Origin of the sequence: Microbacterium mitrae (assembly GCF_008017445.1) — a bacterium.
In the GTDB taxonomy this organism is placed as follows: Bacteria; Actinomycetota; Actinomycetes; order Actinomycetales; family Microbacteriaceae; genus Microbacterium; species Microbacterium mitrae.
On sequence record NZ_VRSW01000002.1, the window covers coordinates 284,428 to 309,465 of the forward strand.

Below are 25,038 nucleotides of genomic sequence, written 5' to 3' on the forward strand. Positions count from 1 at the left end.
CCGTCGCACGGGCGCACCGACGTGAGGCGGGAATGCCGTGCTGCATGCTTGACACGCAGTCTCACGGTGCAGGAGTCTGAGACCGTTGACGCGGCCCGCAGACCCGGCCGCCTGGCGGGGAGTGGCATGAATTCAGATACGCGCGCGCACGGCGAGCGACACGAAGGCGACCCGATCGTCACGGTTTCGAGCGGCACGGTGCGCGGGCAGCGAGACGGAACCATCGACCGATTTCTCGGAATTCCGTATGCGGCGCCGCCGTTCGGCGAGCGACGCTTTGCCGCACCTCACCCACCGCAGGCATGGGAAGGCGAGCGCGACGCCACACAGTTCGGGCCGACCGCGCCGCAGACCGCCTACGTTGGCGGGCTGGAAAAGTACTTGCCGACGGTAGCGATTGCCGGCGACGACATTCTCACGCTGAACGTCTGGGTGCCCGCCGAGCAGAGTCCAGGCGGACGGCTGCCGGTAATGGTGTTTGTGCACGGCGGTGCGTTCAGCCGCGGAACCTCGGCACTGCCAGCGTACGACGGTGCCGCGTTTGCGAAGCACGGCATCGTCTATGTTTCGCTCAACTATCGACTGGGATCCGAGGGGTTCTCGGTACTCGATGGCGTGCCGCAAAACCTCGGCCTTCTTGATCAGATGGCCGCGTTCGCATGGGTGCGGCGTGAGATCGCTGCGTTCGGTGGTGATCCGAGCAACATCACGGCGATGGGGCATTCCGCGGGTGCAAATGCGCTTGCCGCGATCCTCGCCCACCCCGACGCAGACGCCTACTTCGATCGGGTGATCCTGCAGAGCGGGCCGCTGAGCGCGATTGCCGCAGAAAAGAGCCGGCGCATGACAGCAGCGACGGCGAAGCAACTCGGGGTTGACGCGACGAAGCAGGCATTTGCGGCGAACAGCCCGGCCGATCTCGTCACCGCTCAGACAGCGGCCATCGCGACCGGTTCGCCCCTGGGCGGCGGTCCGACGTTCGCGCTCGTTGCCGGCGGCGATGCGGTTCCGCGTGATCCGATGGCGGCGTTTCGAGCCGGTGCTGGCCGGAGTATCCCCGTGCTCATCGGGTCGACCAGCGAGGAGTATCGGCTGTGGTTGGTGCCCTCCGGCAAGCTTGATCGCATCTCGTGGCTCACCGTGACGCTGGCTCGCATGGTCACCAGGGTCAGCAGGCGCACGGTCAAGACCTATCGAGAGAATCGGCCGGGCGCGGCGCCGGGGGAGATATTGGGGTCGATATCTGCCGACCTGCTACTGGGCCGCGCGGTCGCTGAATTTGCCGACAGTCGCGTTGACGCCGATGCGGCGACCTACGTCTACGAATTTGATTGGCGAAGCCCCGTCGACAAACTGGGGGCGGCTCACGTGATGGAGCTTGGATTCGTCTTTGATCGCCTGGCGTCCGCAGATTCGCAGGCGCTAGCGGGGCAGGGTGCACCGCAGCAACTTGCCGACGAAATGCACGCCGCCTGGGTCGCTTTTGTCAAGACCGGTGACCCCGGCTGGCAGCGCTGGTCTCGTGAACGGCCCACGCAGGTCTACACCGCCGACGGCGGTCGTGTTGCGTACAACCGGCGCTCGCAGGAGCTTGCCCTGCTCCCTCAAGCTGCTCGCTAAAACGTGAAAGGGGCGGCGATCCCGTTGGATCACCGCCCCGTCGGACTCTTGGTTACCCGCTCTTGCGGCGGAACTCACGCTTGTGGCTGGTAACATCGTGCGTTCCGGTGACCGCGCCGCGCGCGTCTTCGTGCGCTTCTCCGCTGCGTGCCTGCGCGTTCTTCTTGGCAAGTGCCTCGCGGAACTTCGCCTTCATATCTTCGTTGGTGTCAGACATGCGGTCAGCATACCGGCGGGACCATGGTGTGGCCAGTGCGAACCGGTGTCTTTGCGCCAATAGATGGCATCCGCCGCGCGCGGCAGACGAGAGAGGCGGAACCAGAAGTCACGCCTGCCCCGCGCTGACGGTCACTGACGTTGGAGCAACGTGCGCACCATTCCCGCGTCATCCCGGTCCACCTGTGGGTCCACGTCGATCACAACCGAGTCGATCATGGCCGTGCAAATGCCATGCGGTGTGCGATAGCCGTCGATCACCGGTGCTCCGCTATCGCGTCCGACGTCCATCACTTCGCTCGTGCCGAACAGGTACCCGCACGTATTGTCGATACGACCCGACGCCACCTGCTCACCGTCGACAAACAGCGTCGCGGTTCCGCCCTTGCCGACGCCGCCGCCATCGTAATCGAACACCATTTGCACCTCATGCTCGCCAGCCGCGATGACCTGTTCAGAGCGCACGTAGTATCGCTCGTGATCGACCCAGTTATGGGCGTAGGCGAGGCGGCCCTCGTCGAAGTACAGGGTCCATCCACCGAAGCGACCGCCCTGAGCGATGATCGCGCCCTCTGCCGGCTCTTCGCCGATTGTGACCGTCGCGGTCACACTGTGAGTGCGGTTCTTGACGTCGAGGACACTGTTCTCGGCGATGTGTCGCGCCCCGGGGTATAGCCGCATGCGAGTGCGGCCCGCCATCGGGTCCGGGCGCCCAACGAGCGCGGAATTGAGCTTGACGGTCTTGCGGTCATCGAGCGGCAGAACGTTGAAGCGCGCGGCTTCGGTCAGAAACAGCTCCTTCATCCTGGCCAGCTGTTCCGGGTGTTCCGCAGCCACATTGTGTGCCTGCGAATGGTCGCCAGGCGCGTAGAGCTCCCACTCGTCCTCCTCAAAGCGGGGGAGTTGTCCGGTGAGATCCCATGGCACGGAGTGAATGGCGCACGCCGACCAGCCTTCATGATAAATACCCCGATTGCCAACCGTTTCGAAGTACTGCGTGGTGTGCTGTTCGGGGGCCTCTGCGCTGTCGAAAGCGTATCCGAATGCCGGGTTGGGGTAGGCCATCTGGGCGACACCGTTCACGATTTCGGGCAACGGCAATCCGGCGGCCTCAAGGATGGTCGGAACCACGGATGTCACGTGGGTGAATTGCTCACGCACCTCACCGCGAGCGGCGAAGCCATTGGGCCAGTGCGCCACCATGCCGTTGCGCGTGCCTCCCCAGTGCGAGGCAACCTGCTTGGTCCACTGGTAGGGGGTGTCCATTGCGTGGGCCCACCCCGAGGTGTAGTGGTTGAACAGCTCGGGGCCGCCGATCTGATCGATTCGCTCGAGCATGAACGCCACTGTTTCGGGCACGCTGTTGTACTGCGCAAATTCATTCAAGGTTCCTTCGGCGCCGCCCTCAACGCTGGCACCGTTGTCGCCCAGAATGTACACGATCAACGTGTCATCGAGACGGCCGAGTTTTTCGAGCTCGTCCACAATGCGGCCGACCTGATCGTCGGTGTGCGTTGCGGCCGCGGCATACGCCTCCATCATCCGGGCGTAGAGGCGACGCTCATCGTCAGTCACGTCATCCCACGCCGGAATGGCGTCTGGTCGGGGACTGAGCTCGCAGTCCGCCGGTACGACGCCCAGCTGCTTCTGCGCTGCCAGCGTGCGCTCGCGCTGCGCATCCCAGCCGTCGTCGAACTGCCCGCGGTAACGCTCGATGTACTCGGCGGGGGCATGGTGCGGCGCGTGAGTCGCGCCGAAGGCGAGATATGCGAACCACGGCTTGTCTGGCGCCAAGCCGGTTTGCGCGCGAACAAACGCGATCGTGCGATCGGCCAAGTCCTCAGACAGGTGGTAGTTCTCGGTGTCCGGCGGTTCGATGGGCGTGGTGCCATCAACCAGCGAGGGATTCCACTGGTCAGCCTCGCCGCCGAGAAATCCGTAGAACCGCTCGAAACCTTCTCCGGTTGGCCAACGATCAAACGGGCCGGTAGCGCCGAGCTCCCACGTCGGAGTCTGGTGCCACTTGCCAAACGCCGCCGTGTTATATCCGTTGAGTCGAAGCACTTCGGCGACGTTGGCGGCCGAATCTGGGCGCACCGTGTTGTATCCCGGATGACCCGATGACAGATCGGTGAGGGTGCCCATGCCGACCGAATGGTGATTGCGCCCGGTCAGCAGGGCAGCACGCGTTGGCGAGCACAGCGCCGTAGTGTGGAAACGGCTGAACTTCACGCCACCCGCGGCGAGCCGTTCAGACGTCGGCATCTGGCAGGGCCCACCGAACGACGATGGCGCGCCAAAACCCATGTCGTCGATCATGATGACGAGCACGTTGGGCGCGCCTTCTGGTGCTCGCACCTGGGCCGGGAACGGCACATCACCGACATCCCGGATGTCCACCGGGGTGGCGCTGCGCCCTTACGGCGTTTGATTCGGGAGAACTTGTCGATCCATGTCCATGACGATGATTCCCTTCCAATTGCGCGCGCGGTCTCTCCGCCCCACGGAGGTCGCTGTGCGTCCCATTGCCAAGCTAGCACCGCGAGTACCGACTCGACAGGCCGGTGGGTGCGGGCACGGAGCTCCGCGCTCGCTCATACGGAGGCGAGCAAGACACGGCGATCGGTTGCCGCCGCGTTTTCTGCCTGGTCGGCCAAGAATCCGCCGATTGTCAGGTGTGACTGATAGCATCAGTGAGGCTCGCCACAGGCGGGCTGACAACTCAATATCAGCGGAGCGGACTGGGCAGAAAGCTGGTCCCCTGTGGTGGGTTCCTCGTCAACTGGGCCGAGTGATCTTCTACTGGTGGCCAGCGTTAGCGGTTCGCATCAATGATGCACGCTCAAATCTGAACGTTCCGCTCCTTCACGAAACTCGCTTCTCACACGGAGGCGCGAGTCAAAACAAAGAAGGAGAGACCTCTTGGAAGGTCCTGAAATCACCGCTGCTGAAGCCGTTCTCGATAACGGACGCTTCGGCAAGCGCACCATCCGCTTCGAAACCGGTCGCCTCGCTCAGCAGGCGCAGGGTGCCGTAGCCGCCTACCTCGATGACGAAACCATGTTGCTGTCGGCAACAAGCGCATCGAAGAGCCCGCGTGAGGGCTTTGACTTCTTCCCGCTGACCGTCGACGTTGAAGAGCGCTCGTACGCAGCAGGCAAGATCCCCGGTTCGTTCTTCCGTCGTGAAGGCCGTCCCTCGACCGAGGCCATCCTGGTGTGCCGCCTCATCGACCGCCCGCTGCGCCCGTCGTTCGTTGACGGCCTGCGCAACGAGGTTCAGATTGTCGTCACCGTGCTGTCGATCGCCCCTGGCGAGTACTACGACGCACTCGCGATCAACGCAGCTTCCGCATCGACCCAGATTTCTGGTCTGCCGTTCTCGGGTCCGATTGCCGGCGTTCGCCTGGCATTGATCCCGGGCATGGGTGCGCACGAAGACCAGTGGGTCGCGTTCCCCAACCATGAGCAGGTCGGCCAGGCCGTCTTTGACCTGATGGTTGCCGGTCGCGTTGTCACGAACAACGACGGAACCGAAGATGTCGCCATCATGATGGTTGAAGCTGAGGCAACCGAGCACAGCTGGGAGCTCATCAAGGGCGGCGCCACCAAGCCGAGCGAAGAAATCGTCGCTGCTGGTCTTGAGGCCGCAAAGCCGTTCCTGAAGCAGCTCGTCGAGGCGCAGGCCGAAATGGCTTCGCACTCCGCGAAGGAGCCGGGTGTCTACCCCGTCTTCCTGCCGTACAGCGAGCAGACCTACGCATTCGTCAACGAGAAGGCTTTCGCCGAGCTCGTCGACGTGTACCAGATCGCCGACAAGCAGGAGCGTCAGAACGCCGATGACGCGGTCAAGGACCGCGTCAAGGCTGAGCTCATCGCCAAGGTAGAAGCAGGCGAGCTGCCCGCAGTGGCAACGCTCGAGTTCTCGGCTGCTTACAAGTCGGTCACCAAGAAGATCGTTCGCGGCCGCATCCTCTCTGAGGGTGTTCGCATTGACGGTCGCGGCCTGGCAGACATCCGTCCGCTCGACGCAGAGGTGCAGGTCATCCCGCGCGTTCACGGCTCGGCGATCTTCCAGCGCGGCGAGACCCAGATTCTGGGCGTCACCACGCTGAACATGCTCAAGATGGAACAGCAGATTGACTCGCTGTCGCCGACCACGAGCAAGCGCTACATGCACCACTACAACTTCCCGCCCTACTCGACCGGTGAGACCGGCCGTGTTGGTAGCCCGAAGCGCCGCGAGATCGGCCACGGCTTCCTCGCTGAGCGCGCACTGGTTCCGGTGCTGCCCAGCCGCGAGGAGTTCCCGTACGCGATCCGTCAGGTGTCTGAGGCTCTCGGCTCGAACGGTTCGACCTCGATGGGTTCGGTCTGCGCCTCGACGCTGTCGCTGCTGAACGCTGGTGTGCCGCTGCGCGCCGCTGTTGCGGGTATCGCCATGGGTCTGGTGTCTGACGAGGTTAACGGTGAGACGCGCTACGCCGCGCTGACCGACATTCTCGGTGCTGAAGATGCCCTGGGCGACATGGACTTCAAGGTTGCCGGTACTCGTGAGTTCATCACGGCGATCCAGCTCGACACGAAGCTTGATGGCATCCCCTCGTCGGTGCTGACCGCTGCTCTGCAGCAGGCACACGACGCGCGCAACACGATTCTTGACGTGCTCAACGCGGCAATTGACGAGCCCGATGAGATGGCACCGACCGCACCGCGCGTGATCTCGGTGCAGATCCCCGTCGACAAGATCGGCGAGCTGATCGGCCCGAAGGGCAAGACGATCAACTCGATCCAGGATGAGACTGGCGCTCAGATCTCGATCGAAGAAGACGGAACCGTCTACATCGGCGCAACCGATGGCCCGTCGGCCGAGGCTGCCCGCGCTCAGGTCAACGCGATCGCAAACCCGACCAACCCCGAGGTTGGCGAGCAGTTCCTGGGTACGGTCGTCAAGATCGCAACCTTTGGCGCATTCATCTCGCTTCTGCCCGGCAAGGACGGCCTGCTGCACATCAGCGAGGTTCGTAAGCTCGCCGGTGGCAAGCGCGTCGAAAACGTCGAAGACGTTGTCTCGGTTGGCCAGAAGCTGCTGGTTCGCATCACGAAGATCGATGACCGCGGCAAGCTGTCGCTGGAGCCGGTCGTCGAAGAAGGCGAAGCAGCACCTGAGGCTCCGGCCGAAGACTAATCGCTAGCAAAGAGCCCATCCCCGCGGGGATGGGCTCTTTGTGTTGTAACCGGAACGTTATGCGCTGTTTCGGAAAAGTTCGCGTCACACGCGAATTTCACAGAGTGCGCACCGTACTCTCGTAAGAGGCAGAACGCAACATACAGGGGGTATGGCGCGAATGTCGGAGGCAGGTGAATCATGACCAGCGGGGAAGCAATCGCTCATCCCTCGGTCGTGGTCGCCCCGGAGACGCATCCATCGGCTCCCATTCCCGTTCAGGGCCGACCGATTGGCAGCCATGTTCGTGTCGCCCTTGGCGAGACGGGCTTCTCGATTTTCCCCGTCATCCTGGGCGGCGGCGAGTTCGGCTGGAAGGTCGATCAGCAGCACTCCTACGGCATTCTGGATCGCTTCTTCGATCTCGGCGGCAACATGGTGCACACCGCTGACAGTTTTGCAGCCGGCCGCAGCGAACTCATCATCGGCAAGTGGATGGCATCGCGCGCCGTGCGCGACGATATCGTTCTCGCCACGCGCGTTGGTGGCCACCCCGACAACCCGGGCCTTGGTTCCACGAATCTGGTGCGCGCCGTCGAAGCATCATTGCAGCGGCTCGGAACCACGCATATCGACGTGCTGTACCTCGATGGCACCGACACGCGCGCGCTCACTGAAGACACTCTCGCTACGGCCGAATGGTTGGTGGAGACGGGCAAGGTCCGCGCTATCGGAGCGCACGGTTTCAGCGCCGAACGCCTCGTGCAGTCGCGAATTCTGGCATCCGCAGGCTACCCGCGCATCACGGTGATCGACGTGCCATACAACATGGTGCGCCGCGACGAATTTGATTCGAACCTGCGACTTGTGGCCGGCGCTCAGGGCCTGGCGGTGACGCCGTCTCATCCACTCGAACACGGCTTCCTGTCTGGCGCTCACCGATCTCGTGCGCGGTTGCAACGGGGTGTGCGCGGTGACCAGCTGCGCACCAATCTGAACCGCCGCGGAACCCGGCTCCTTCGGGCGCTCGATGCCATCGCGGCCGAGCTCGGCGTGCCAGATGCCGCTATCGCGATCGCGTGGCTGCGCGCTCAGCGCCTGATCACAGCGCCAATTGTCAACGTGTACGCCGAGGCCCACGTCGACGAGCTCATGCAGGGTGTTGGCGTGTCTTTGGGGCGCGCGAACCTGGCAGAACTCACCCGCGCGCTGAGCTGACCTCACCTGTCGGCGGTGCCGGGTAGGGTGGAGGTGTTCCGGCAAAGAGACGAGTGATTTCGTGACGCACTACATCTACCTGGTCCGGCACGGCGAGCAACAAGATGCCGAGCACGGGCTTCCCGACGGACCGCTTTCTCCACGCGGTGTGCGGCAGGCAGAGGCCATCGCCGACCGACTTTCCGGCGTGCCGCTGGACGCGGTGTGGCACTCCCCGTTAGAGCGCGCCAGCGAGACCGCGCGCATCGTCGCGCAGCGCCTACCGGCGATTGAGCCGCAGCCACACGCCCTGCTCTTCGACTGCATCCCTACCGGGATGGAAGACGATACCCCCGCCGTGTTCGAACCCTTCTTTGGTTCCGTCACCGACGAGGAGATCGAGGCTGGCAAGGCTCAGATGTCTGACGCGGTCGCCGAATTCTTGGGTCGCAAGTCGGGAGACGTGCACGAGTTGCTCATCACCCACAACTTCGTCATCGCGCGCTTTGTGACCGAGGTGCTCGGCGCCCCGGCCTGGCGCTGGATGACGCTGAACCAGGCCAACGCTGGCCTCACGATTCTGGCGCAGAAGCAGAGCCGTCCGTGGACGCTCATCACGCACAACGATCTCGCGCACTTGCCGTTCGAAGACCGTACCGGCTTGCCGGAGAATACCCTCGTCTGAGCCGTCAGACGGCGAGCGATTTAGGATGGAACCATGACCACCCGTGTTGCCCTCGTTGGCGCTTCCGGCAAGCTCGGAACCATCATTCATCGCGTTATCGATGGGCTCGACGGTATCGAGGTGACGCACGCTCTCGGCTCGCGAGATACCTTTGCGTCCCTCTCCGAGGTCGACCTGGTTGTTGACGCAACGCACCCGGTTGTCAGCGCTGAGGTCGTCGCTGAGGCGATTGCCGCACGGGTTAACGTGCTGGTAGCAACGTCGGGGTGGTCGGCGGATCGGATCAGCGCGCTGCGCCCCGCGGTGGCCGAAGCCGGCATCGGGGTGGTGTTCATTCCCAACTTTTCGTTGGGCTCGATCGTGGCGACCGCACTTGCTGCCGCGGCCGGACGCCTGTTTGACTCCGTGGAGATCGTCGAGGCGCATCGCGACACCAAGATTGATTCGCCCAGCGGAACCGCGGTGCGCACCGCAGAGTTGATTGCTGCCGCGCGCGAGGTTCCGGTGGCCGCGCCGCACGTTGATCAGCGTGCTCGCGGCCAGCAGGTGGCATCTGTGCCCGTGCATTCCCTGCGCAGGCCGGGAGTCATCGCCAGGCAAGACGTGATCTTGTCGGGCCCGGGGGAGTCGCTGACGATTACGCACGACACCATCGATTCAGCCGCAGCCTACGCGCCCGGCATTGCCATCGCGGTGCGCTCCGCACTCGATGTCACCGGCATCGTCGTGGGTCTCGAGAACTTTGTCGACATCGGAATCGGCGCCCCGGCCGGAGGCGACCAGTGACCAACCGCATCGGCGCCATCGTGATGGCGGTGGTTCTTGCGCTCTACATCGTTTTTGTGGCTCAGCGCGGCGTCATCATGCTCTCGACCGGAGACCCGATCGCGGTCACGATGGGCATCGCTCTTTTGGTGCTCCCGCTCATCGGCGCGTGGGCGCTGTGGCGTGAGGTGCAGTTTGGCCGTCACTCCGACCGGCTTGGCCGCGTGCTTGAGGCCGAGGATGCGCTGCCGCATGAAGAGGTTGCGGTGTATCCGAGCGGGCGCCCCCGCAAAGATGCTGGCGACGAGCTCTTTCCGCAGTATCGCGCCGACGTTGAGGCCAACCCGACCGATTGGCGCTCGTGGTACCGCCTCGGCCTGGTGTATGACGCCGCGGGTGACCGTCCGCGCGCACGACAGGCAATTCGCAAGGCGATCTCTCTCGAAAAGCACGCGACCGCGTAGCCGCACCTCGTGGTTCCGTAGCTCGTGGTTCCGCAGCCGAAGCGCGGTTCCGTAGCCGCGAAAGTTCTAGGCGTCGAGGCGGAGCCCGGCGAGCGAATCGTGAATGGCTTCTTCTGCCGTTGGGTAGCGGAACGCGTAGCCCGCATCGAGCAGGCGCTGCGGCCTCACCTCGGTGTCGATGAGCAACAGGTTGTTGGCAGCCTCGCGGCCGAGCACGGCGCGCAACGCGAACGCCGGAACCGGAACCAGGTAGGGCTTGTTGAGTTCGCGCGCGACCGCGAACGTGATGTCGGTCGCGGTGGCCCGTGTCGGACCCGTGATGTTGACGGGGCCGGCGAGACGGCGTTCTGCAGCAAAGCGCAAGCCGGCGACGGCATCTTCGTAGGCGACCCACGGCCAACTCTGGGTTCCGGTGCCGAGGCGACCAGCAACGCCCGCGAGCGTCAACGGAATCAGCGGGCGCAACACGCTGTCGGGGTGCAACACCACACCGATGCGGGCATGCGTTGTCGGCGTGGTTGTCAGCCTGGTCGAAACCTCGGTGACCTCGGCCAGTGCCGCCGTGAAGCCTGATCCGATCGGGGAGCTCTCGTCGACGCGACCGGCGTCAAAACCGTAGATGCCTGCGGCGGAGGCATGCACGAAGTGGGGCGCGTCGGGCCCGAGTGTCGCGAGTGCTCGAGCGATCAGGTGGCGCGGAACCACGCGAGAGTGTCGAAACTCGGCGCGCTTCTTCTTCGTCCACGGCAGCGATCCGACGGACGAACCGTTGAGACAGAACACCGCGCTCGCGCCGGCAAGAACAGTGGGGTCAAGGTCGCGACCGTCCATCCACCGAACCTCGTCAGGCGAGGTAGCGTCGCGCCGCACCAGGCGCACGACCCGAATGCCGTCATTCTCGAACGACGCAGCGAGGGCGCGTCCGATAAAGCCAGACGCGCCCCCGATGACGACAAACTCGTTAGGCAAGCGTTGCCTCGAGGGTGATGTCGATGCCGGCCAGTGCTGCCGAAACCGGGCAACCGGCCTTGGCTTCAGCGGCGATGCGCTGGAAGTCCTCTTCTGAAAGACCCGGAACCGAGGCGTTCAGGTTGAGGTGGCTGCCGGAGATTCCGACACCGGGCTGAAACGTGACCGATGCCGTCGTCTGCAGACGCTCCGGGGGAGTGCCGTTCTGCGTCAGAGCGTGCGAGAGTGCCATGCTGAAGCACGACGCGTGAGCCGCCGCAATGAGCTCTTCGGGCGTTGTCGTCGAGTCAGAACCCTCCGAGCGCGCCTTCCAGTTCACGTTGAAGGTGCCGACGTGTGACGTGTCGAGCGCCACCGTGCCGCTACCTTCGGTCAGCGAGCCTTCCCATACTGTTGTTGCTTCGCTCGTTACCGCCATGGGTCCTCCTGTCGTTGGCCTGTGCATCGAGCCTAACGAGGTTTGCGCGCGCGTGGCTAGGCTGTCGCGCGCGACCGGATCCGTTGCAGCAGCAGATACATCTGGCATCCGAGGCAGAAGTTGAACGCAGCATTGAGAAACGCCGCGGCGAAAGCGATGACGGCGGCGATCAGGATGGCGTGCGGAACCCCGATGAGGTGAAGGAGTACGCCAGCGCCCGCAACAACGAGCCCGACACCCTGCGCGAAACGCGGCGGACGCGGATCTTCCCGTTCTGTCGGCGGCGCCAGACGTGGCGCGACCACGCGCCGGTATAGAACGCCCCACGGAGCGGTCTCGGGGGAGGCCACACCCCACGCGAACAGCGCGGTAACGATGAGCAGCGCGAAAAACGCGGGAGTGAGAATGACGCCCGCGGGCGCCGTCAACGCGAGAAGGATCGTGACGGCGAGCAGGGTTGCCGTGATGGTCGCCGCAAAGCGGGGGCCGCGTGGATCAATGCCGTGAGGTTGAGACATCGTGGTCCTTTCGGAGCGCCGCGAGGTGCAGGCGAACCGCATCGGGCGTGGGAACTCCGACAATGCGTGCGGTGACGACGCCGCGCTCATTGACGATCAGGGTGGTGGGTGTTTGCAAGATGCCGTAGCGCGCGGCAAGGTCTGCTCGATTCGTGAGGTCGACATCGACGTGCTCAACGCCATTGCTCTCTGCGGCAAGTTCGCCGAGCAGGCGGCGAACGCCGGGGCAGCGAGCGCACATGTCGGTGGAGAATTGCACCAGCGTTCCGGCGGGGGCAAACCGTTCAACCGCAAGATCGACGGCGTCGACTCGAGCGGCGTTGTCGGAGAGAACTCTGACCCGACCATCGCGCGAGCGCAGGAGCACGCCGATGCCCGCGACCACCGCGATGATGGCGGCGAGCGTGGCAAGTGCGGGCGTAATTTCCACGTCTCGAATCGTACGTCTCGCGCTGACGCGCCGGCGTTTTGTGTCGAAATCTTTCATGACCGCCTAGGTTGGGGTCATGCCTCGCACCGCCCTGATCACTGGCGCCAGCTCCGGACTCGGCGCCGAATACGCACGTCAGCTCGCCGCCCGAGGGGCACACGTCGTGCTCGTGGGACGAGCGGCGAGTGCCCTGCAAACGGTTGCCGACGAGGCCGAGCGCCTCGGTGGTTCCGCGACCGTGCTGGTTGCCGACCTGTTGAAGCCGGACGATCTGGCGCGCGTTGTAGACCGCGTAAAGTCCGAGGATTTGCCGATCGACATGTTGATCAATAACGCGGGCTTCGGACTGCCGCTTGATTTCGCCACCAACGATGTGTCGGCCGAGCTTGATCACCTCACGCTGCATGTCGCCGTACCGCTGCAACTCTCGCACGCGGCTCTGCAGGTCATGGCGACGCGCGGCGGACGCATTCTCAACGTGGCCTCGATCGCGGCCTATATTCCGCGTTCCACATATGGTGCGTGTAAGCAGTGGCTAGTGTCGTTCTCGCGGTGGGCGAATACGCACTATGAAAACGTGACCGTGACGGCGGTATGCCCGGGCTACACCCACACCAACTTTCATGAGCGGATGGGACTCGAGCCCGGCAACGAGGGAGTACCCGGGTGGATGTGGCTCAATGCCTCTGACGTCGTTGCCGAGTCCCTGCGGGATGCCGCGCGAGGAAAGGCCGTGTCGATTCCGTCCCTCAAATACAAACTCATTGCCAAGCTGACGGCCATCCTGCCTGACCCCGCGCTCGCGCGGCTGGGCTCCCGCGGGAGGTAGGGAACGCGGGAGCCTGCGCGGGAGGTAAGGAGAACGGGCGTGAAACTGGAGACAACAGTTCCGACGCGCGGCAACGCCGATCGGCCTAGGGCGACGGCAGGTCGGGCCTAGCGCGGCGGTAGCTCGGGCCTAGGGGACGGCATCTCGAGACTCGGGCGACCGCAGCTCGGGTCTCGGGCGAACCTAGCCCTCGGATTCGGGCTGGGGCGAATCTCAGCTCACGTCGGAGAAGTGGCCGCACGTCAGCCGACACGCCGACGATTCGTCACTTCGGCCACAGGGCTTCCGACGCCCGGCAAGTGTCGGCGAGGCTTCGATGCCGAGTGCGGGTCGGCACCATTCAGACGCCCGGGGCGTGTCGCCACGGTTTCGGCGCCCACTTAGCCGAGGAGGCGAGAGTTTTCCTCCACAGGGCGGAACCAAGGGGCGGTTGTCCGCAGTTGGGTTGAGACTTAGAGTGGCGCGAAACGCGAAACCGCACACTTCGTTCATGGACATACGAGAGACGGTCGCGCAATTCGGCGGTGTGGTGCGAACGCGCCAACTGAGAGCGCACGGCTTCACACCCTACGAGATTTCGCGCGCGGTTGACGATCGCCGACTCAGCCGGGTTCGCCTCGGCGTGATAGCCGTAAATCTCGACCTGCCGAGCACCCTCGCCGCCGCGCACGGCGGACAGCTCGCGTGCGTCTCAGCGCTGAAGCAGCGTGGAGTCTGGGTCTTACCGGTGGCCAAAGGTCTCCACGTCGGAGTCGCGTCCCACGCGCGCACGTTCACCCACGCCGACTGCTCATGCACCGATCACCACGACCAGTATTCGCGCGGCTTCGGTATTGCGTCGGTGCGTGTTGCGCTCGTGCAACTTGCCGCGTGTCAGGGCGATGAGGCATTCTTCGTCGCGCTGGAATCGGCATGGAACCAAGGGCTGCTGACGCGTAAAGATCGCGACTGGATTCGTGGGCAGGTGCCCGCGCGGATTCGGCTGCTTGTCGATTTTGCGCGAGGCGACTCCGAGAGTGGGCTGGAATCGCTCGTTCGACTGCGACTGTTTCGTCTTGGGTTGCTCGTTCGCGCTCAGGTGCCGGTTCACGGTGTTGGGCGGGTCGACTTTCTGATCGGGCGGCTAATCATCAAAGTCGATGGGCGAGCGAACCATGACGGATACTCGCGTCGGCACAAAGATCTCATCCGCGATGCTGATGCAACGGCGCAGGGATTTCGGGTGTTGCGCTTCGACTATGCGATGGTCATGTACGACTGGCCGCGCGTGATCGCAGCCATTCTGGCGGCCCTTGAGGACTGAGACTCACATCCTTGCCAGCCCACTCCGCGTTCCAGCGCTCCGGACTCTGCGCTGGAACGCCTGGTCTCTGGGGCTGCCCGGTTCCGTCTCCGCTGCTGCTTGCGTGGTTCCCGCTCCGTGGCTCTCTTGCTGTGTTGTCTCAGGTCGGAGGGCGTGCGACTGCTGAGGCAACTTGTCGGCGTGGTCCTGAACATGTGGCGACATCTCCGACGTGCGGCGATACAGTGTTTCGCCCCGGTCGACTCTGACGGGTACGCTGGGAGCATGGCCGCTACTCCCAATCCCTTCGGACAGGTTCTTGTTGCGCTCGTCACTCCGATGACGGCCGACGGTGAAGTTGATTGGCCCGCGGTCGAGAAGCACATGGATCGGGTCATCGCCGACGGTGCCGACGGCATCGTGGTGACCGGAACCACGGGAGAGACCTCGACGCTGACCGACGCCGAGAAGTTGAAGCTTGTCGAGGTGGGTAAGAGCGTCTCGGCCGGTCGAGCCAAGATCATTACCGGTGGTGGGTCAAACGAAACCGCGCACGCCATCGAGTTGTACAAGGCCAGCGAGAAGGCCGGCGCCGACGGCATCATGATCGTCACGCCGTACTACAACAAGCCGACCCAGGCGGGCATTCTCACGCACTTCCGCCTCGTCGCAGACGCGACCGACCTGCCGGTTATTCTCTACGACATTCCCGGACGCACCGGCGTTCCCATTAACTACGAGACGATTCTGCGCCTCGCAAAGCACCCCAACATTCTGGCCGTCAAAGACGCCAAGGGTGACTTTAGTGAGGTGAGCCGCGTGCTCAACCAGACCGACTTGCTTTACTTTTCTGGCGATGACGCCAATGTTCTTCCGCACCTGTCGATTGGTGCATCTGGTCTCATCGGCGTGACGGCGAATATTGCCGCCGCACCGTATCGAGCCATCGTGGACGCCGTAAACCGCGGCGACCTTCACGCGGCAACCGAGCAGCATCGCAGCTTGGAGCCCCTCGTGCGCGCAGCAATGACGCACGTTCCAGGCACCGTCGCGGCAAAGTACATCCTGCACGGCCTCGGCCGTATCAATAGCCCCCGTGTCCGTCTTCCGCTCGTCGGACCGGAAGAGTGGGAAGCCGCCAAGATTGAAGACGAACTCGCGCTGGTGCGCGACGTCGTCGGCGTTGACTTCTCGAACTTCCGCCCCGACCGCAATGCCGCTGCAGGCGGCGCGCTGCCGAAGGTGCACGGGACGACTCGCTGAAAGGCGTTCATGCCCACCACGACTTACTCCCCGCCGCCGCTTGAAGCCGGCACTCTTCGCGTCACGCCCATCGGTGGGCTCGGAGAAATCGGTCGCAATATGACGACCTTCGAATACGACGGCAAGATCATCATCGTTGACTGCGGTGTGCTCTTTCCCGAAGAACACCAGCCCGGTGTCGATCTGATCCTGCCCGACTTCGACTCGATTCGTGATCGTCTGAACGATGTCGAGGCCGTGGTGTTGACGCACGGACACGAAGATCACATCGGCGCCGTTCCGTATCTGCTTCGTCTGAAGCCCGATATTCCGCTGATCGGCTCGCAGCTCACCCTCGCGCTCGTTGAGGCGAAGCTGAAAGAGCACAAGATTCGGCCCTACACGCTGGTCGTCAAGGAGGGGCAGCGCGAACAGGTCGGCCCCTTCGAGCTCGAGTTCGTCGCGGTTAACCACTCCATCCCTGACGCGCTGGCCGTCGCTATTCGCACGCCAGCAGGAATGGCGCTCGCAACTGGCGACTTCAAGATGGACCAGTTGCCGCTCGATGGCCGTCTTACCGACCTTCGTGCCTTCTCCCGACTGGGCGAGGAGGGCGTTGACCTGTTTTTGGTCGACTCGACCAACTCCGATGTTCCCGGGTTCACGCCCACCGAGCGTGGCATTGGTCCGGTGCTGGAACAGGTGATTTCAAAGTCGCCGCGTCGTGTCATCGTGGCCAGCTTCTCCAGCCACGTGCACCGTGTGCAGCAGGTTCTTGACGCCGCGGCAGCCAATGGGCGCCGGGTTGCTCTGCTCGGTCGCAGCATGGTGCGCAACATGACCATCGCAGAAGAACTCGGCTACCTCAAAGTGCCAGACAACGTTCTGATCGACTACAAGAAGGCACGCGATCTTCCCGAAGATCAGATTGTCTACATGTCCACCGGCTCGCAGGGTGAGCCAATGGCTGTGCTCAGTCGCATGGCAAACCTAGACCACGCTATTGAGCCGGGCCCGGGCGACACTGTGATTTTGGCCTCCAGTCTCATTCCGGGCAACGAAAACGCGGTCTACCGTGTGATCGATGGCTTGACCAAGCTCGGTGCCAACGTGGTTCACAAGGCCAACGCGATGGTGCACGTGTCTGGTCACGCGGCCGCAGGCGAATTGCTGTACTGCTACAACATCTTGAAGCCGAAGAACGTGCTTCCGGTGCACGGTGAATACCGTCACCTGGTCGCAAACGCCAAGCTTGCGCAGCAGACCGGTATTGACGCCGAGCGCACCATTCTGGCCGAAAACGGAACCGTGATGGACCTGAAAGATGGCGACGTCACGGTGGTCGGTCAGCTCGACGTCGGCAAGGTGTACGTCGATGGTTCCAGCGTCGGCGCCATCACCGACGCTGACCTGAAGGATCGCCGGATTCTGGCCGAGGAGGGATTCATCTCCGTCATTGTTGTCGTGGATTCGTCCTCCGGCGCTGTCATCTCGGGGCCGGAGATTCACTCCCGCGGCTTCGCGGAAGATGATGCCGTCTTCAATGATGTGAAGCCAAAGATTGAGGCCGCGCTTGCGGAGGCTGCTGCCTCCGGCGTGCGTGACTCTCATGCCCTGAGCCAAGTCGTGCGCCGCACCATTGGCCGCTGGGTCAACCAGCGCCTGCGCCGCCGTCCGATGATTGTTCCGCTCGTCATCGAAGCGTAAAACCGCGTGAATCGTGCCGTCCCTGAATATCGGGGGCGGCACGATTTCTCGTTGCAGGTGTTGCGCCTAGCCGAGCGCAATCCGGGCAAATGTCGGGGCTCGGTCGTACCGTTGAGGAATGGCCAGGACGAACAGCCAAGCCGCGAAAGCTGAGGCGCCCGCGAAGGGCTCATCGTCGCGCGCAAAAAAGGTAGAACCCGCACCGAAAAACTATGCCGACACCCCGGTCAAGCCGGGTGCGGCGACGCGCGCCTATATGGCCCTCGCGCACGGTGTTGGCGGCCTGTTTCGTGCCTTCGGGCCGGAGTCGCTGGAGAAGGAGCAGCGCCGCGATGGGCTCCCGTTTTTGCTCGTGTTGCTGGCCGTTGCTGGTGCCGTCAACGAGTGGTTCTTTATCGGCAACGACGCTGCCGCCACGATTAGCGCGTATTCGTTCGGCGGCCTGATCGGCCGTGTCGCCTTCGTCTTTCCCGTCATGCTCATTCTGCTTGCCGGGTGGCTGTTTCGTCACCCGTCCTCCGTGCACGACAACGGCCGCATCGGCATTGGCTTTGGCATTTTCACGATTGCACTGGCCGCCTTCTGCCACATCGCCGGCGGAAAACCGCAGCCCACGGTGGCAGACAGCGCCGCTGCCGACACGATTCAGGGCATGCCGGCACTGAGCGCTGCCGGTGGTCTGTTTGGCTGGATGCTCGGGCAGCCGCTCTCGCTGCTGGGCGATGTCGTGGCCTACATCCTGCTGTCGCTGCTCACCGTGTTGAGCGTTCTGATCCTGACCAAGACGCCGCCCAACCGCATTCCCCAGCGCCTCGGCGACCTGTACGCCTGGCTGTTTGGTGAAGAGCGTCAGACGCCGTCGTCCTCGCCCACATTCCGCGACACCGAAGATGAGGCCGCGGCGACCAATGAGAGTGTGCCGTGGTGGCGCCGGAACAAGTCTGGTCGTGAAGAGGCCGATGACTCCGGACTCGACTCCGATGCGCTGACCGCCCTGCTTGATCCCGCCAAGGGCGACGGCAGCTTTGAGCAGGCAGTCACGAAGGCGACACCGGCCGTGCCTGCGCCGACGATTTCGCCCGACGCCGCGACACAGGTGCTGACCGAACTCCGTAACGCGGCAGATACGGCGGTCAAGTCGCCTGCGACGTCCATCATGGACGACTTCGACCAGAACGAGACCGCAACCGACCTTCCCGGTCTCACCGGCTTCGGCACGGAGGGGCCGGGGGAGCACGGCATGGGTTCGCCCGCGGCGCCCTATTCGTTGCCCAGCGACGGCGCGCTGAAACAGGGCACCCCGGGTGTCGCACACTCCGCGGCGAACGACGCCGTCGTTGCCGCCGTGAGCGGTGTATTCGAACAGTTCGGCGTCGACGCGAAGGTGACCGGTTTCTCGCGCGGGCCGACGGTCACACAGTACGAGGTCGAAGTCGGCCCGGGCGTCAAGGTTGAGCGCATTACGGCGCTGACCAACAACATCGCGTATGCGGTCGCCTCCAACGAGGTGCGAATTCTCGCGCCGATTCCTGGCAAGAGCGCCATCGGTATCGAAATTCCGAACGCAGATCGTGAGATCGTCACGCTGGGTGACATCCTCCGCTCGGACGCAGCCAAGAAGAGCACTCACCCGATGACAATCGGCGTTGGTAAAGACGTTGGGGGTGGCTACGTCGTTGCCAACCTCGCGAAAATGCCCCACCTGCTCGTTGCCGGTTCGACCGGTTCGGGTAAGTCCAGCTTTGTGAACTCGATGATCACGAGCCTGCTGATGCGCGCCAAGCCGAGCGAAGTTCGCATGGTTCTGATTGACCCCAAGCGTGTCGAACTCACCTCCTACACGGGCGTGCCCCACCTGATTACGCCCATCATCACGAACCCCAAGAAGGCGGCAGAAGCGCTGCAGTGGGTCGTGAAGGAGATGGACATGCGCTACGACGATCTCGCGTCGTTCGGGTTCCGTCACATTGACGATTTCAACAAGGCGGTCGTTGCCGGTGAAATCGAGGTTCCGGCAGGCAGTGAGCGCGTGCTCAAGCCCTACCCCTATCTCCTGGTCGTTGTTGACGAGCTCGCCGACCTGATGATGGTCGCGCCGCGCGATGTTGAAGACTCGATCGTGCGCATCACGCAGTTGGCACGTGCGTCGGGTATTCACCTGGTGCTGGCAACACAGCGCCCGTCTGTCGACGTCGTGACCGGTCTGATTAAGGCCAACGTGCCGTCGCGACTGGCATTCGCCGTGACAAGCGTTACCGACTCTCGCGTTATCCTCGACCAGCCCGGCGCCGATCGACTGATCGGTCAGGGTGATGGCCTCTTCTTGCCGATGGGTGCCTCCAAGGCTCTGCGCGTGCAGGGCGCCTGGGTGAGCGAATCTGAAATCGAAAAGGTCGTCAAGCATGTCACCGGCCAGGCACGCCCGGAGTACCGTGCCGACGTCGAACAGGTTGCCGAGAAGAAAGAGGTCGATGCCGACATTGGCGACGACCTTGAGTTGCTGCTCGCCGCCGCCGAGCTCATTGTCTCGAGCCAGTTTGGTTCGACCTCCATGCTGCAACGCAAGCTCCGCGTCGGGTTTGCGAAGGCTGGCCGTCTGATGGACCTGCTCGAATCCCGCGAGATTGTTGGCCCATCCGAAGGCTCGAAGGCTCGCGATGTGCTTGTGACGACGGAACAATTGCCTGCGGTTCTGGCTCGACTGCGCGGCGAGGAACCGCCCGCACCAGCACCTGCGGCACCCGCCAACGTACCACCGGCGCCGCCGTTGCCAACGGCAGCCGTGGTTCCGCCAGCGCAGCCCGCTCAGCTCGACGAAACCGACCGCTACGGACAAGACGCAATTGCGGCACAGCACGATGGGCTTCCCGTCGTCGAGAGTGACGATGATGGCGACGAAGACGCCTGGAACCTGACGGGTCGTGACTAATGACTATTCCTCGGCAATTGCCTAACGCCATCACCATCGTGCGCATTCTGTGCGCACCCGTGTTCTTCTGGATGCTGCTGAGCGACGACGGCCGGGACGGCACGCTGCGGTGGGCGGCGGCGATCCTGTTCATTGTCGCGATCGCCACCGATGGCATCGACGGATACCTCGCCCGCAAATACGACATCGTCACCAACCTCGGCAAGCTGCTAGATCCGATTGCCGACAAGGCGCTAACCGGGCTCGCGTTCGTCGGGTTGTCGATGCTTGCAGAACTGCCGTGGTGGATCACGATCATCGTGCTGGTGCGCGAAATTGGCATCACCATCATGCGCCTCGCGGTGGCCTCTGACCACGTCGTAGCCGCCGCGTGGATGGGCAAGCTGAAGACCGTGGCACAGGCACTCGCGCTGTCGTTGGCGCTGCTACCGCTGTGGAACGTCGTTGGCGACTGGATTCACATCGTGAACACCGTCACCATGACGATTGCCGTCGTGCTCACCGTGGTCAGCGGCATCGACATCATTGCGGCAGAACTGCGTGGCCGTCGCGCCCAACGCGGAAAGAGCGATGAGCACAGCTGAGCGCGTTCTGGCTGAACTCGCCCGGCGCGGGTACACACTGAGCACCGCCGAATCGCTGACCGGCGGTCTGCTTGCCGATGCCTTCGTCTCGGTTCCTGGCGCCTCGGCCGTGTATATCGGAGGCGTGGTGTCATACGCCACCAGCGTGAAGCACAGCCTGCTGCACGTTGATGCGGCGCTGCTTGAATCGCGCGGCGCCGTTGATCCTGACGTTGCCCTCCAGATGGCTCGGGGTGTGCGGGGTGCCGTCTCTGCCGAGCACCGGGTCGACGTCGGCGTCGCGACGACGGGTGTTGCTGGCCCCGACCCCGCCGACGGACATGCCGTCGGCACCGTCTACATCGCGGTCTCCACCCCCGAAACCGAGTTTGTGGTTCCGCTTCAGCTCAGCGGAACCCGCGCCAGCATCCGTCAGCAGAGCGTGGTGAGCGCAGTCGAGGCTGTGGCGCGGGCGCTCGCGATAGATTCACCAGAAACCTGAGAGGAACACCATGGCAGACGAGATTATTGTCGAACGCACGCTGAACGCTTCGCGCCAAGCGGTTTACGACGCAATTGTGACCGCCGATTCATTTCGTGTGTGGTTTGGCACCGACGCCGTTGCCGTTCCGCGAGAAGAAATGACCTGGGACGCCCGCGTCGGGGGCCAATGGACTGCGGTCATGCACTTGCCTGACGGTGAGAAGAAGCACTGGGCGGGGGAGTTTGCCGAGCTGGTGGAACCAACGCGAGTGGTACTGCTGATCACGGATGAGCCGGAGAGCCCGGATCGTCTTGCCGTGAGCTTCGATCTTGATGAGCTTTCAGACGCCGAAACCCGGCTCGTGCTGCATCAACCGACTCCGGGATGGCCCGCCGAGGCGCAGGAGGGATTGCGTGCCGGCTACAACGCGTTTATCGACTCGATGCAACGATTGCTCGCAGTCGAAATCTCGTAAGCTGACCCGGGTTCCGGCGTTCAGCGAATGCATAGGGATCTCGGGAATGAAGTACGGCTGTTCAGGGTTGTTCTGAGGGATTCGAGTAATACGCTCGATGTAAACCGGTTCGAATGATGAGCATTCGTAAGGTACTGTTGTCCACCCGGCTAGGGTGTTCATTTGGAGGAGGACGAAATGATTCTGGTACGTCAGGAAATCGGCGACGTGCTTCGCGACCTCCGCCAGCAAAAGGGGCAGACCCTTCGCCAGGTCGCAAGCCGCGCAAGCGTTGCATTGGGCTACCTGAGCGAAGTTGAGCGCGGCCAGAAAGAGGCGTCGAGCGAGATTCTCGCGGCCGTCGCTGAAGCGCTCGATGTTCCGATCTCTGTCGTGATGCGTGAGGTGGGGGATCGCATTGCTGTTTTGGAGGGTCTGACGACCTTCGAGACGGTGAGTTCTTTCCCAGACACCGTTCCCGACGAGCTGGTGGCTGCCGTAGAGCCTGAGCTTTCACTGCACTAATACTTCATGCGTCGCAGCGAGTTTTTGCGCGCCGTCGATGGTGAATTCGGTGGGCGGGCGGTGTCGATCCTTCAGGATCTGCATTTGCCCGCCATCGGCATGACCTCGACCTTCGCGCTTGAGGCTGGCATTGCGCCTCGCGATATTTGGCTGGCGTTGTGCGCCGAGATGGATGTGCCCCAGGAGCGCTGGCATGGCGCGGGGCGCATTGATCGTGCCCGTCGGTAGCTACTGCCTGCGCTTCGTTGTGGTGTGACGCACCGAGTGTTCGAAACTTTCTCCGGCGTGTCCTCGAATATTCGTTCGAACTGGGCGTAAGCTCCTGCACAACGGTTGATGTTGCGGCTGTTGTCCACGTATTGACCTTCGACAAATGCAATGTCGGAGGCCAGGCGTAGCGTCAGCTTCATCAAAACCGACGCCTTGTCGAAGGCACGCCTCGCATCAGCGGGCGGCGCGACAGCCTATAGGCGACAAAGAACGCGACACCAAGGAGCACGTCATGCCATCACCCGCAGACCGCGAAAAGGCACTAGAAACAGCCCTCGCCCAAATTGACCGTCAGTTCGGCAAGGGTTCCGTTATGCGGCTCGGTAGCGATGAACGCGCGCCCGTCGCGACCATCCCTACCGGCTCGATTGCACTCGACGTTGCTCTCGGCATTGGTGGTCTTCCGCGCGGCCGCATCATTGAGATCTACGGCCCAGAATCGTCAGGTAAGACCACCCTCACGCTGCACGCCATCGCCAATGCGCAGCGTGCTGGCGGTATTGCCGCGTTCATTGACGCAGAGCACGCGCTCGACCCGGAATACGCGAAGAAGTTGGGCGTCGACATTGACGCGCTTCTCGTATCGCAACCAGACACCGGTGAGCAGGCGCTTGAAATCGCCGACATGCTCGTGCGTTCTGGTGCTATCGACCTGATCGTCATCGACTCCGTTGCCGCCCTCGTGCCGCGCGCTGAAATCGAAGGCGAGATGGGTGACTCCCACGTTGGTCTGCAGGCTCGTCTGATGTCGCAGGCTCTTCGAAAGCTGACGGGTGGGCTCAACCAGACGAACACCACCATGATCTTCATTAACCAGCTACGCGAGAAGATCGGTGTGTTCTTCGGCTCGCCAGAGACCACCGCCGGTGGTAAGGCGCTGAAGTTCTATGCATCGGTTCGTCTCGACATCCGTCGCATCGAAACGCTGAAAGACGGCTCTGAGGCCGTTGGTAACCGCACCCGCGTCAAGGTCGTCAAGAACAAGATGGCTCCACCCTTCAAGCAGGCAGAGTTCGACATTCTGTATGGCGTCGGAATCTCGCGTGAAGGCAGCCTGATCGACTTCGGTGTCGAGCACGCGATTGTCAAGAAGTCTGGCGCCTGGTACACCTACGACGGTGAGCAGCTTGGTCAGGGTAAAGAGAACGCCCGCAACTTCTTGCTGAAGAACGCCGACACCGCAAACGAGATCGAGAAGAAGATTCTCGCCAAGCTGGGCATTGGCGGCGCTGTCGCCGAAGAGCCCGTCACCGAGGAGCGTCGCTCGGCATGAATGAGCATGTGAATCACGGGGGAGAGGAGCTTGCCCCCGTGATTCCCATCTTCGGGCGGCGCTTCGACAAGCCGGCATCGCCCGATAACGCCTGGGTCAGCGAAGCCAATCCCGTTCACGCCACCGACGACGAGGGGTGGTGGGTTGCTCCAGAGGCACCAACACCTCCCGTGCCGTTGTCTTCGGCCCCGTCGGCGGCTCACGCTGACGACGAAGCGGGGTCTCGCCGGCGGCATCCAACGTCGTCCTCGATCACGCTCCCCGAAATGGGGCGCGCCAAGAAGCCCACGTTGATGCGTGCTTCTGACTTGGCAAAGCCTGCCGATCAGCGCCGGCCGCACGCCATGCCTGAGGCGTCGGAGAGGCAAGATGCGCAATCGCCGGGTGAACCCATGAGTGATGACGTTGCTCGACGGGCAGAATTTCCGGCCGCTGCCACTGCGCGTTCGCGTCCGCGCCTGCGCGTTGTGCAAAGTGCCGACGACGAGGTGCCAGAAGCGTCGCCAGAAGAGCAGCGGGAGCAGGCTGAAACGGCGTTGCTCAAGAAGCTGCGCGGCAAGGGGTTGTCTATCTCTGAGGCACGCTCGTACCTTCGTGGTCTCGGTTTCGGCGATGACGTGCAAAACGACGTGGTCGAAGCGTGCGTCGCCCGTCGATATCTCGACGACGCGGTGCTGGCGGAGCAGATCGTCTATGCGGGTTCTACGCGCAAGGGGCAGGGGCGTCGTGCCATCGCCATGGCGCTGTCGGCGCGAGGCATCGACCGCGAGATCATCACCGCAGCGATGGCTGGGCTGGAAGACGATGACGACGAGCGGGCGCTGGAATACGCACGATCTCGCGCAACCGCGCTCTCGCGTCTGCAACCCGATGTTGCCCTGCGACGGCTCCTCGGCCAACTCGCTCGGCGCGGGTTCGCTGGCACCGTGGCGCGTGAAGCCGCACAGCAAGCTCTCCGTGAAGTCAGCGGCCCGCGGTTCCGCTAGCGCCGGCGAGACCGCCTCGCCGGCGGGAACGTAGAATGGCAGAATC

24 protein-coding genes are annotated in these 25,038 nt (G+C 63.4%); 18 read left to right on the plus strand and 6 right to left on the minus strand.

Annotation, left to right across the window (positions count from 1 at the left end; genetic code table 11):
- Positions 1-126: 126 nt before the first annotated feature.
- Positions 127-1,620: a carboxylesterase/lipase family protein gene (locus tag FVP60_RS08180; protein WP_147825773.1), complete on the plus strand. Its 1,494-nt coding sequence runs from the start codon at positions 127-129 to the stop codon at positions 1,618-1,620.
- A gap of 52 nt (positions 1,621-1,672) precedes the next feature.
- On the opposite strand, the gene FVP60_RS13020 is transcribed toward FVP60_RS08180, so the two are convergent.
- Together FVP60_RS13020 and FVP60_RS08185 are read right to left on the minus strand one after the other, a co-directional pair.
- On the minus strand, positions 1,673-1,837 hold the full coding sequence (locus tag FVP60_RS13020; protein ID WP_187240611.1) for a DUF5302 domain-containing protein: 165 nt from the start codon (positions 1,835-1,837) through the stop codon (positions 1,673-1,675).
- 131 nt (positions 1,838-1,968) lie between these two features.
- Positions 1,969-4,167 carry an arylsulfatase gene (locus tag FVP60_RS08185; RefSeq protein ID WP_222705910.1) on the minus strand — a complete coding sequence of 733 codons (2,199 nt, stop codon included), beginning with the start codon at positions 4,165-4,167 and terminating at the stop codon, positions 1,969-1,971.
- Positions 4,168-4,758: 591 nt separating this feature from the next.
- Here FVP60_RS08185 and FVP60_RS08190 point away from each other — a divergent pair.
- The 5 genes from FVP60_RS08190 (at position 4,759) to FVP60_RS08210 (ending at position 10,113) form a co-directional block, all read left to right on the plus strand.
- On the plus strand, positions 4,759-7,023 hold the full coding sequence (locus FVP60_RS08190; RefSeq protein ID WP_147825774.1) for a polyribonucleotide nucleotidyltransferase: 2,265 nt from the start codon (positions 4,759-4,761) through the stop codon (positions 7,021-7,023).
- A 180-nt stretch (positions 7,024-7,203) separates the two neighbouring features.
- The gene (locus FVP60_RS08195; RefSeq protein ID WP_147825775.1) at positions 7,204-8,220 is read left to right on the plus strand and encodes an aldo/keto reductase; all 1,017 of its coding nucleotides are present in this window, start codon (positions 7,204-7,206) and stop codon (positions 8,218-8,220) included.
- A gap of 61 nt (positions 8,221-8,281) precedes the next feature.
- On the plus strand, positions 8,282-8,884 hold the full coding sequence (locus tag FVP60_RS08200; protein ID WP_147825776.1) for a histidine phosphatase family protein: 603 nt from the start codon (positions 8,282-8,284) through the stop codon (positions 8,882-8,884).
- Between the two features lie 33 nt (positions 8,885-8,917).
- Entirely contained in the window at positions 8,918-9,670 is a 753-nt protein-coding gene (gene dapB, locus FVP60_RS08205; protein WP_147825777.1) for a 4-hydroxy-tetrahydrodipicolinate reductase, read from the plus strand.
- Positions 9,667-10,113: a tetratricopeptide repeat protein gene (locus FVP60_RS08210; protein ID WP_187240612.1), complete on the plus strand. Its 447-nt coding sequence runs from the start codon at positions 9,667-9,669 to the stop codon at positions 10,111-10,113. The genes dapB and FVP60_RS08210 overlap by 4 nt, the downstream gene beginning before the upstream one ends.
- 66 nt (positions 10,114-10,179) lie before the next feature.
- On the opposite strand, the gene FVP60_RS08215 is transcribed toward FVP60_RS08210, so the two are convergent.
- Genes FVP60_RS08215 through FVP60_RS08230 form a run of 4 tightly spaced genes read right to left on the minus strand, consistent with a single transcriptional unit; the run spans position 10,180 to position 12,448 of the window.
- Positions 10,180-11,082 (minus strand): DUF1731 domain-containing protein, encoded by a 903-nt coding sequence (locus tag FVP60_RS08215; protein WP_147825778.1) that lies wholly within the window; start codon positions 11,080-11,082, stop codon positions 10,180-10,182.
- Positions 11,075-11,500, minus strand: coding sequence for an OsmC family peroxiredoxin (locus tag FVP60_RS08220; protein WP_147825779.1), 426 nt, complete (start codon positions 11,498-11,500; stop codon positions 11,075-11,077). The genes FVP60_RS08215 and FVP60_RS08220 overlap by 8 nt, the downstream gene beginning before the upstream one ends.
- Positions 11,501-11,556: 56 nt before the next feature.
- Positions 11,557-12,018 carry a DUF4395 domain-containing protein gene (locus tag FVP60_RS08225; protein ID WP_147825780.1) on the minus strand — a complete coding sequence of 154 codons (462 nt, stop codon included), beginning with the start codon at positions 12,016-12,018 and terminating at the stop codon, positions 11,557-11,559.
- Positions 11,996-12,448: a thioredoxin family protein gene (locus FVP60_RS08230; RefSeq protein WP_246132528.1), complete on the minus strand. Its 453-nt coding sequence runs from the start codon at positions 12,446-12,448 to the stop codon at positions 11,996-11,998. Before FVP60_RS08230 ends, FVP60_RS08225 begins: the two co-directional genes overlap by 23 nt.
- A gap of 76 nt (positions 12,449-12,524) precedes the next feature.
- On the opposite strand from FVP60_RS08230, the gene FVP60_RS08235 reads away from it, so the two are divergent.
- From FVP60_RS08235 to FVP60_RS08290, 12 genes are all read left to right on the plus strand, one after another.
- Complete coding sequence (locus tag FVP60_RS08235) at positions 12,525-13,277, plus strand: SDR family NAD(P)-dependent oxidoreductase (protein WP_147825782.1); 753 nt, start codon at positions 12,525-12,527, stop codon at positions 13,275-13,277.
- 490 nt (positions 13,278-13,767) lie between these two features.
- Positions 13,768-14,580, plus strand: coding sequence for a type IV toxin-antitoxin system AbiEi family antitoxin domain-containing protein (locus FVP60_RS08240; protein WP_187240613.1), 813 nt, complete (start codon positions 13,768-13,770; stop codon positions 14,578-14,580).
- 264 nt (positions 14,581-14,844) lie between these two features.
- A complete protein-coding gene (dapA, locus tag FVP60_RS08245) occupies positions 14,845-15,822 on the plus strand; it encodes a 4-hydroxy-tetrahydrodipicolinate synthase (RefSeq protein WP_147825784.1) in 978 nt (325 codons plus the stop codon).
- A gap of 9 nt (positions 15,823-15,831) precedes the next feature.
- Positions 15,832-17,508, plus strand: coding sequence for a ribonuclease J (locus FVP60_RS08250; protein ID WP_147825785.1), 1,677 nt, complete (start codon positions 15,832-15,834; stop codon positions 17,506-17,508).
- Positions 17,509-17,626: 118 nt separating this feature from the next.
- Positions 17,627-20,437, plus strand: coding sequence for a DNA translocase FtsK (locus FVP60_RS08255; protein WP_147825786.1), 2,811 nt, complete (start codon positions 17,627-17,629; stop codon positions 20,435-20,437).
- The gene (pgsA, locus tag FVP60_RS08260; protein ID WP_147825787.1) at positions 20,437-21,021 is read left to right on the plus strand and encodes a CDP-diacylglycerol--glycerol-3-phosphate 3-phosphatidyltransferase; all 585 of its coding nucleotides are present in this window, start codon (positions 20,437-20,439) and stop codon (positions 21,019-21,021) included. The genes FVP60_RS08255 and pgsA overlap by 1 nt, the downstream gene beginning before the upstream one ends.
- A complete protein-coding gene (locus tag FVP60_RS08265) occupies positions 21,008-21,502 on the plus strand; it encodes a CinA family protein (RefSeq protein ID WP_147825788.1) in 495 nt (164 codons plus the stop codon). The genes pgsA and FVP60_RS08265 overlap by 14 nt, the downstream gene beginning before the upstream one ends.
- Before the next feature lie 10 nt (positions 21,503-21,512).
- Entirely contained in the window at positions 21,513-21,959 is a 447-nt protein-coding gene (locus tag FVP60_RS08270; RefSeq protein ID WP_147825789.1) for an SRPBCC family protein, read from the plus strand.
- A gap of 177 nt (positions 21,960-22,136) precedes the next feature.
- A complete protein-coding gene (locus FVP60_RS08275) occupies positions 22,137-22,463 on the plus strand; it encodes a helix-turn-helix domain-containing protein (protein WP_147825790.1) in 327 nt (108 codons plus the stop codon).
- A gap of 6 nt (positions 22,464-22,469) precedes the next feature.
- The gene (locus FVP60_RS08280; protein WP_147825791.1) at positions 22,470-22,691 is read left to right on the plus strand and encodes a DUF3046 domain-containing protein; all 222 of its coding nucleotides are present in this window, start codon (positions 22,470-22,472) and stop codon (positions 22,689-22,691) included.
- Between the two features lie 274 nt (positions 22,692-22,965).
- Complete coding sequence (gene recA, locus FVP60_RS08285; protein ID WP_147825792.1) at positions 22,966-24,006, plus strand: recombinase RecA; 1,041 nt, start codon at positions 22,966-22,968, stop codon at positions 24,004-24,006.
- Positions 24,003-24,992, plus strand: a complete 990-nt coding sequence (locus FVP60_RS08290) for a regulatory protein RecX (protein WP_147825793.1) — start codon at positions 24,003-24,005, stop codon at positions 24,990-24,992. The genes recA and FVP60_RS08290 overlap by 4 nt, the downstream gene beginning before the upstream one ends.
- The last annotated feature ends 46 nt before the right edge of the window (positions 24,993-25,038 follow it).

Bases quoted from the DNA above. Each gene is read 5' to 3' on its own strand.
- FVP60_RS08180 (WP_147825773.1), top strand. From the start codon at position 127: ATGAATTCAGATACGCGCGCGCACGGCGAGCGACACGAAGGCGACCCG.
- FVP60_RS08290 (WP_147825793.1), top strand. From the start codon at position 24,003: ATGAATGAGCATGTGAATCACGGGGGAGAGGAGCTTGCCCCCGTGATT.
- dapB (WP_147825777.1), top strand. From the start codon at position 8,918: ATGACCACCCGTGTTGCCCTCGTTGGCGCTTCCGGCAAGCTCGGAACC.
- FVP60_RS08225 (WP_147825780.1), bottom strand. From the start codon at position 12,018: ATGTCTCAACCTCACGGCATTGATCCACGCGGCCCCCGCTTTGCGGCG.
- FVP60_RS08220 (WP_147825779.1), bottom strand. From the start codon at position 11,500: ATGGCGGTAACGAGCGAAGCAACAACAGTATGGGAAGGCTCGCTGACC.
- FVP60_RS08250 (WP_147825785.1), top strand. From the start codon at position 15,832: ATGCCCACCACGACTTACTCCCCGCCGCCGCTTGAAGCCGGCACTCTT.
- FVP60_RS08195 (WP_147825775.1), top strand. From the start codon at position 7,204: ATGACCAGCGGGGAAGCAATCGCTCATCCCTCGGTCGTGGTCGCCCCG.
- FVP60_RS08275 (WP_147825790.1), top strand. From the start codon at position 22,137: ATGATTCTGGTACGTCAGGAAATCGGCGACGTGCTTCGCGACCTCCGC.
- FVP60_RS13020 (WP_187240611.1), bottom strand. From the start codon at position 1,837: ATGTCTGACACCAACGAAGATATGAAGGCGAAGTTCCGCGAGGCACTT.
- FVP60_RS08265 (WP_147825788.1), top strand. From the start codon at position 21,008: ATGAGCACAGCTGAGCGCGTTCTGGCTGAACTCGCCCGGCGCGGGTAC.
- FVP60_RS08270 (WP_147825789.1), top strand. From the start codon at position 21,513: ATGGCAGACGAGATTATTGTCGAACGCACGCTGAACGCTTCGCGCCAA.
- dapA (WP_147825784.1), top strand. From the start codon at position 14,845: ATGGCCGCTACTCCCAATCCCTTCGGACAGGTTCTTGTTGCGCTCGTC.
- FVP60_RS08280 (WP_147825791.1), top strand. From the start codon at position 22,470: ATGCGTCGCAGCGAGTTTTTGCGCGCCGTCGATGGTGAATTCGGTGGG.
- FVP60_RS08240 (WP_187240613.1), top strand. From the start codon at position 13,768: ATGGACATACGAGAGACGGTCGCGCAATTCGGCGGTGTGGTGCGAACG.
- recA (WP_147825792.1), top strand. From the start codon at position 22,966: ATGCCATCACCCGCAGACCGCGAAAAGGCACTAGAAACAGCCCTCGCC.
- pgsA (WP_147825787.1), top strand. From the start codon at position 20,437: ATGACTATTCCTCGGCAATTGCCTAACGCCATCACCATCGTGCGCATT.
- FVP60_RS08255 (WP_147825786.1), top strand. From the start codon at position 17,627: ATGGCCAGGACGAACAGCCAAGCCGCGAAAGCTGAGGCGCCCGCGAAG.
- FVP60_RS08235 (WP_147825782.1), top strand. From the start codon at position 12,525: ATGCCTCGCACCGCCCTGATCACTGGCGCCAGCTCCGGACTCGGCGCC.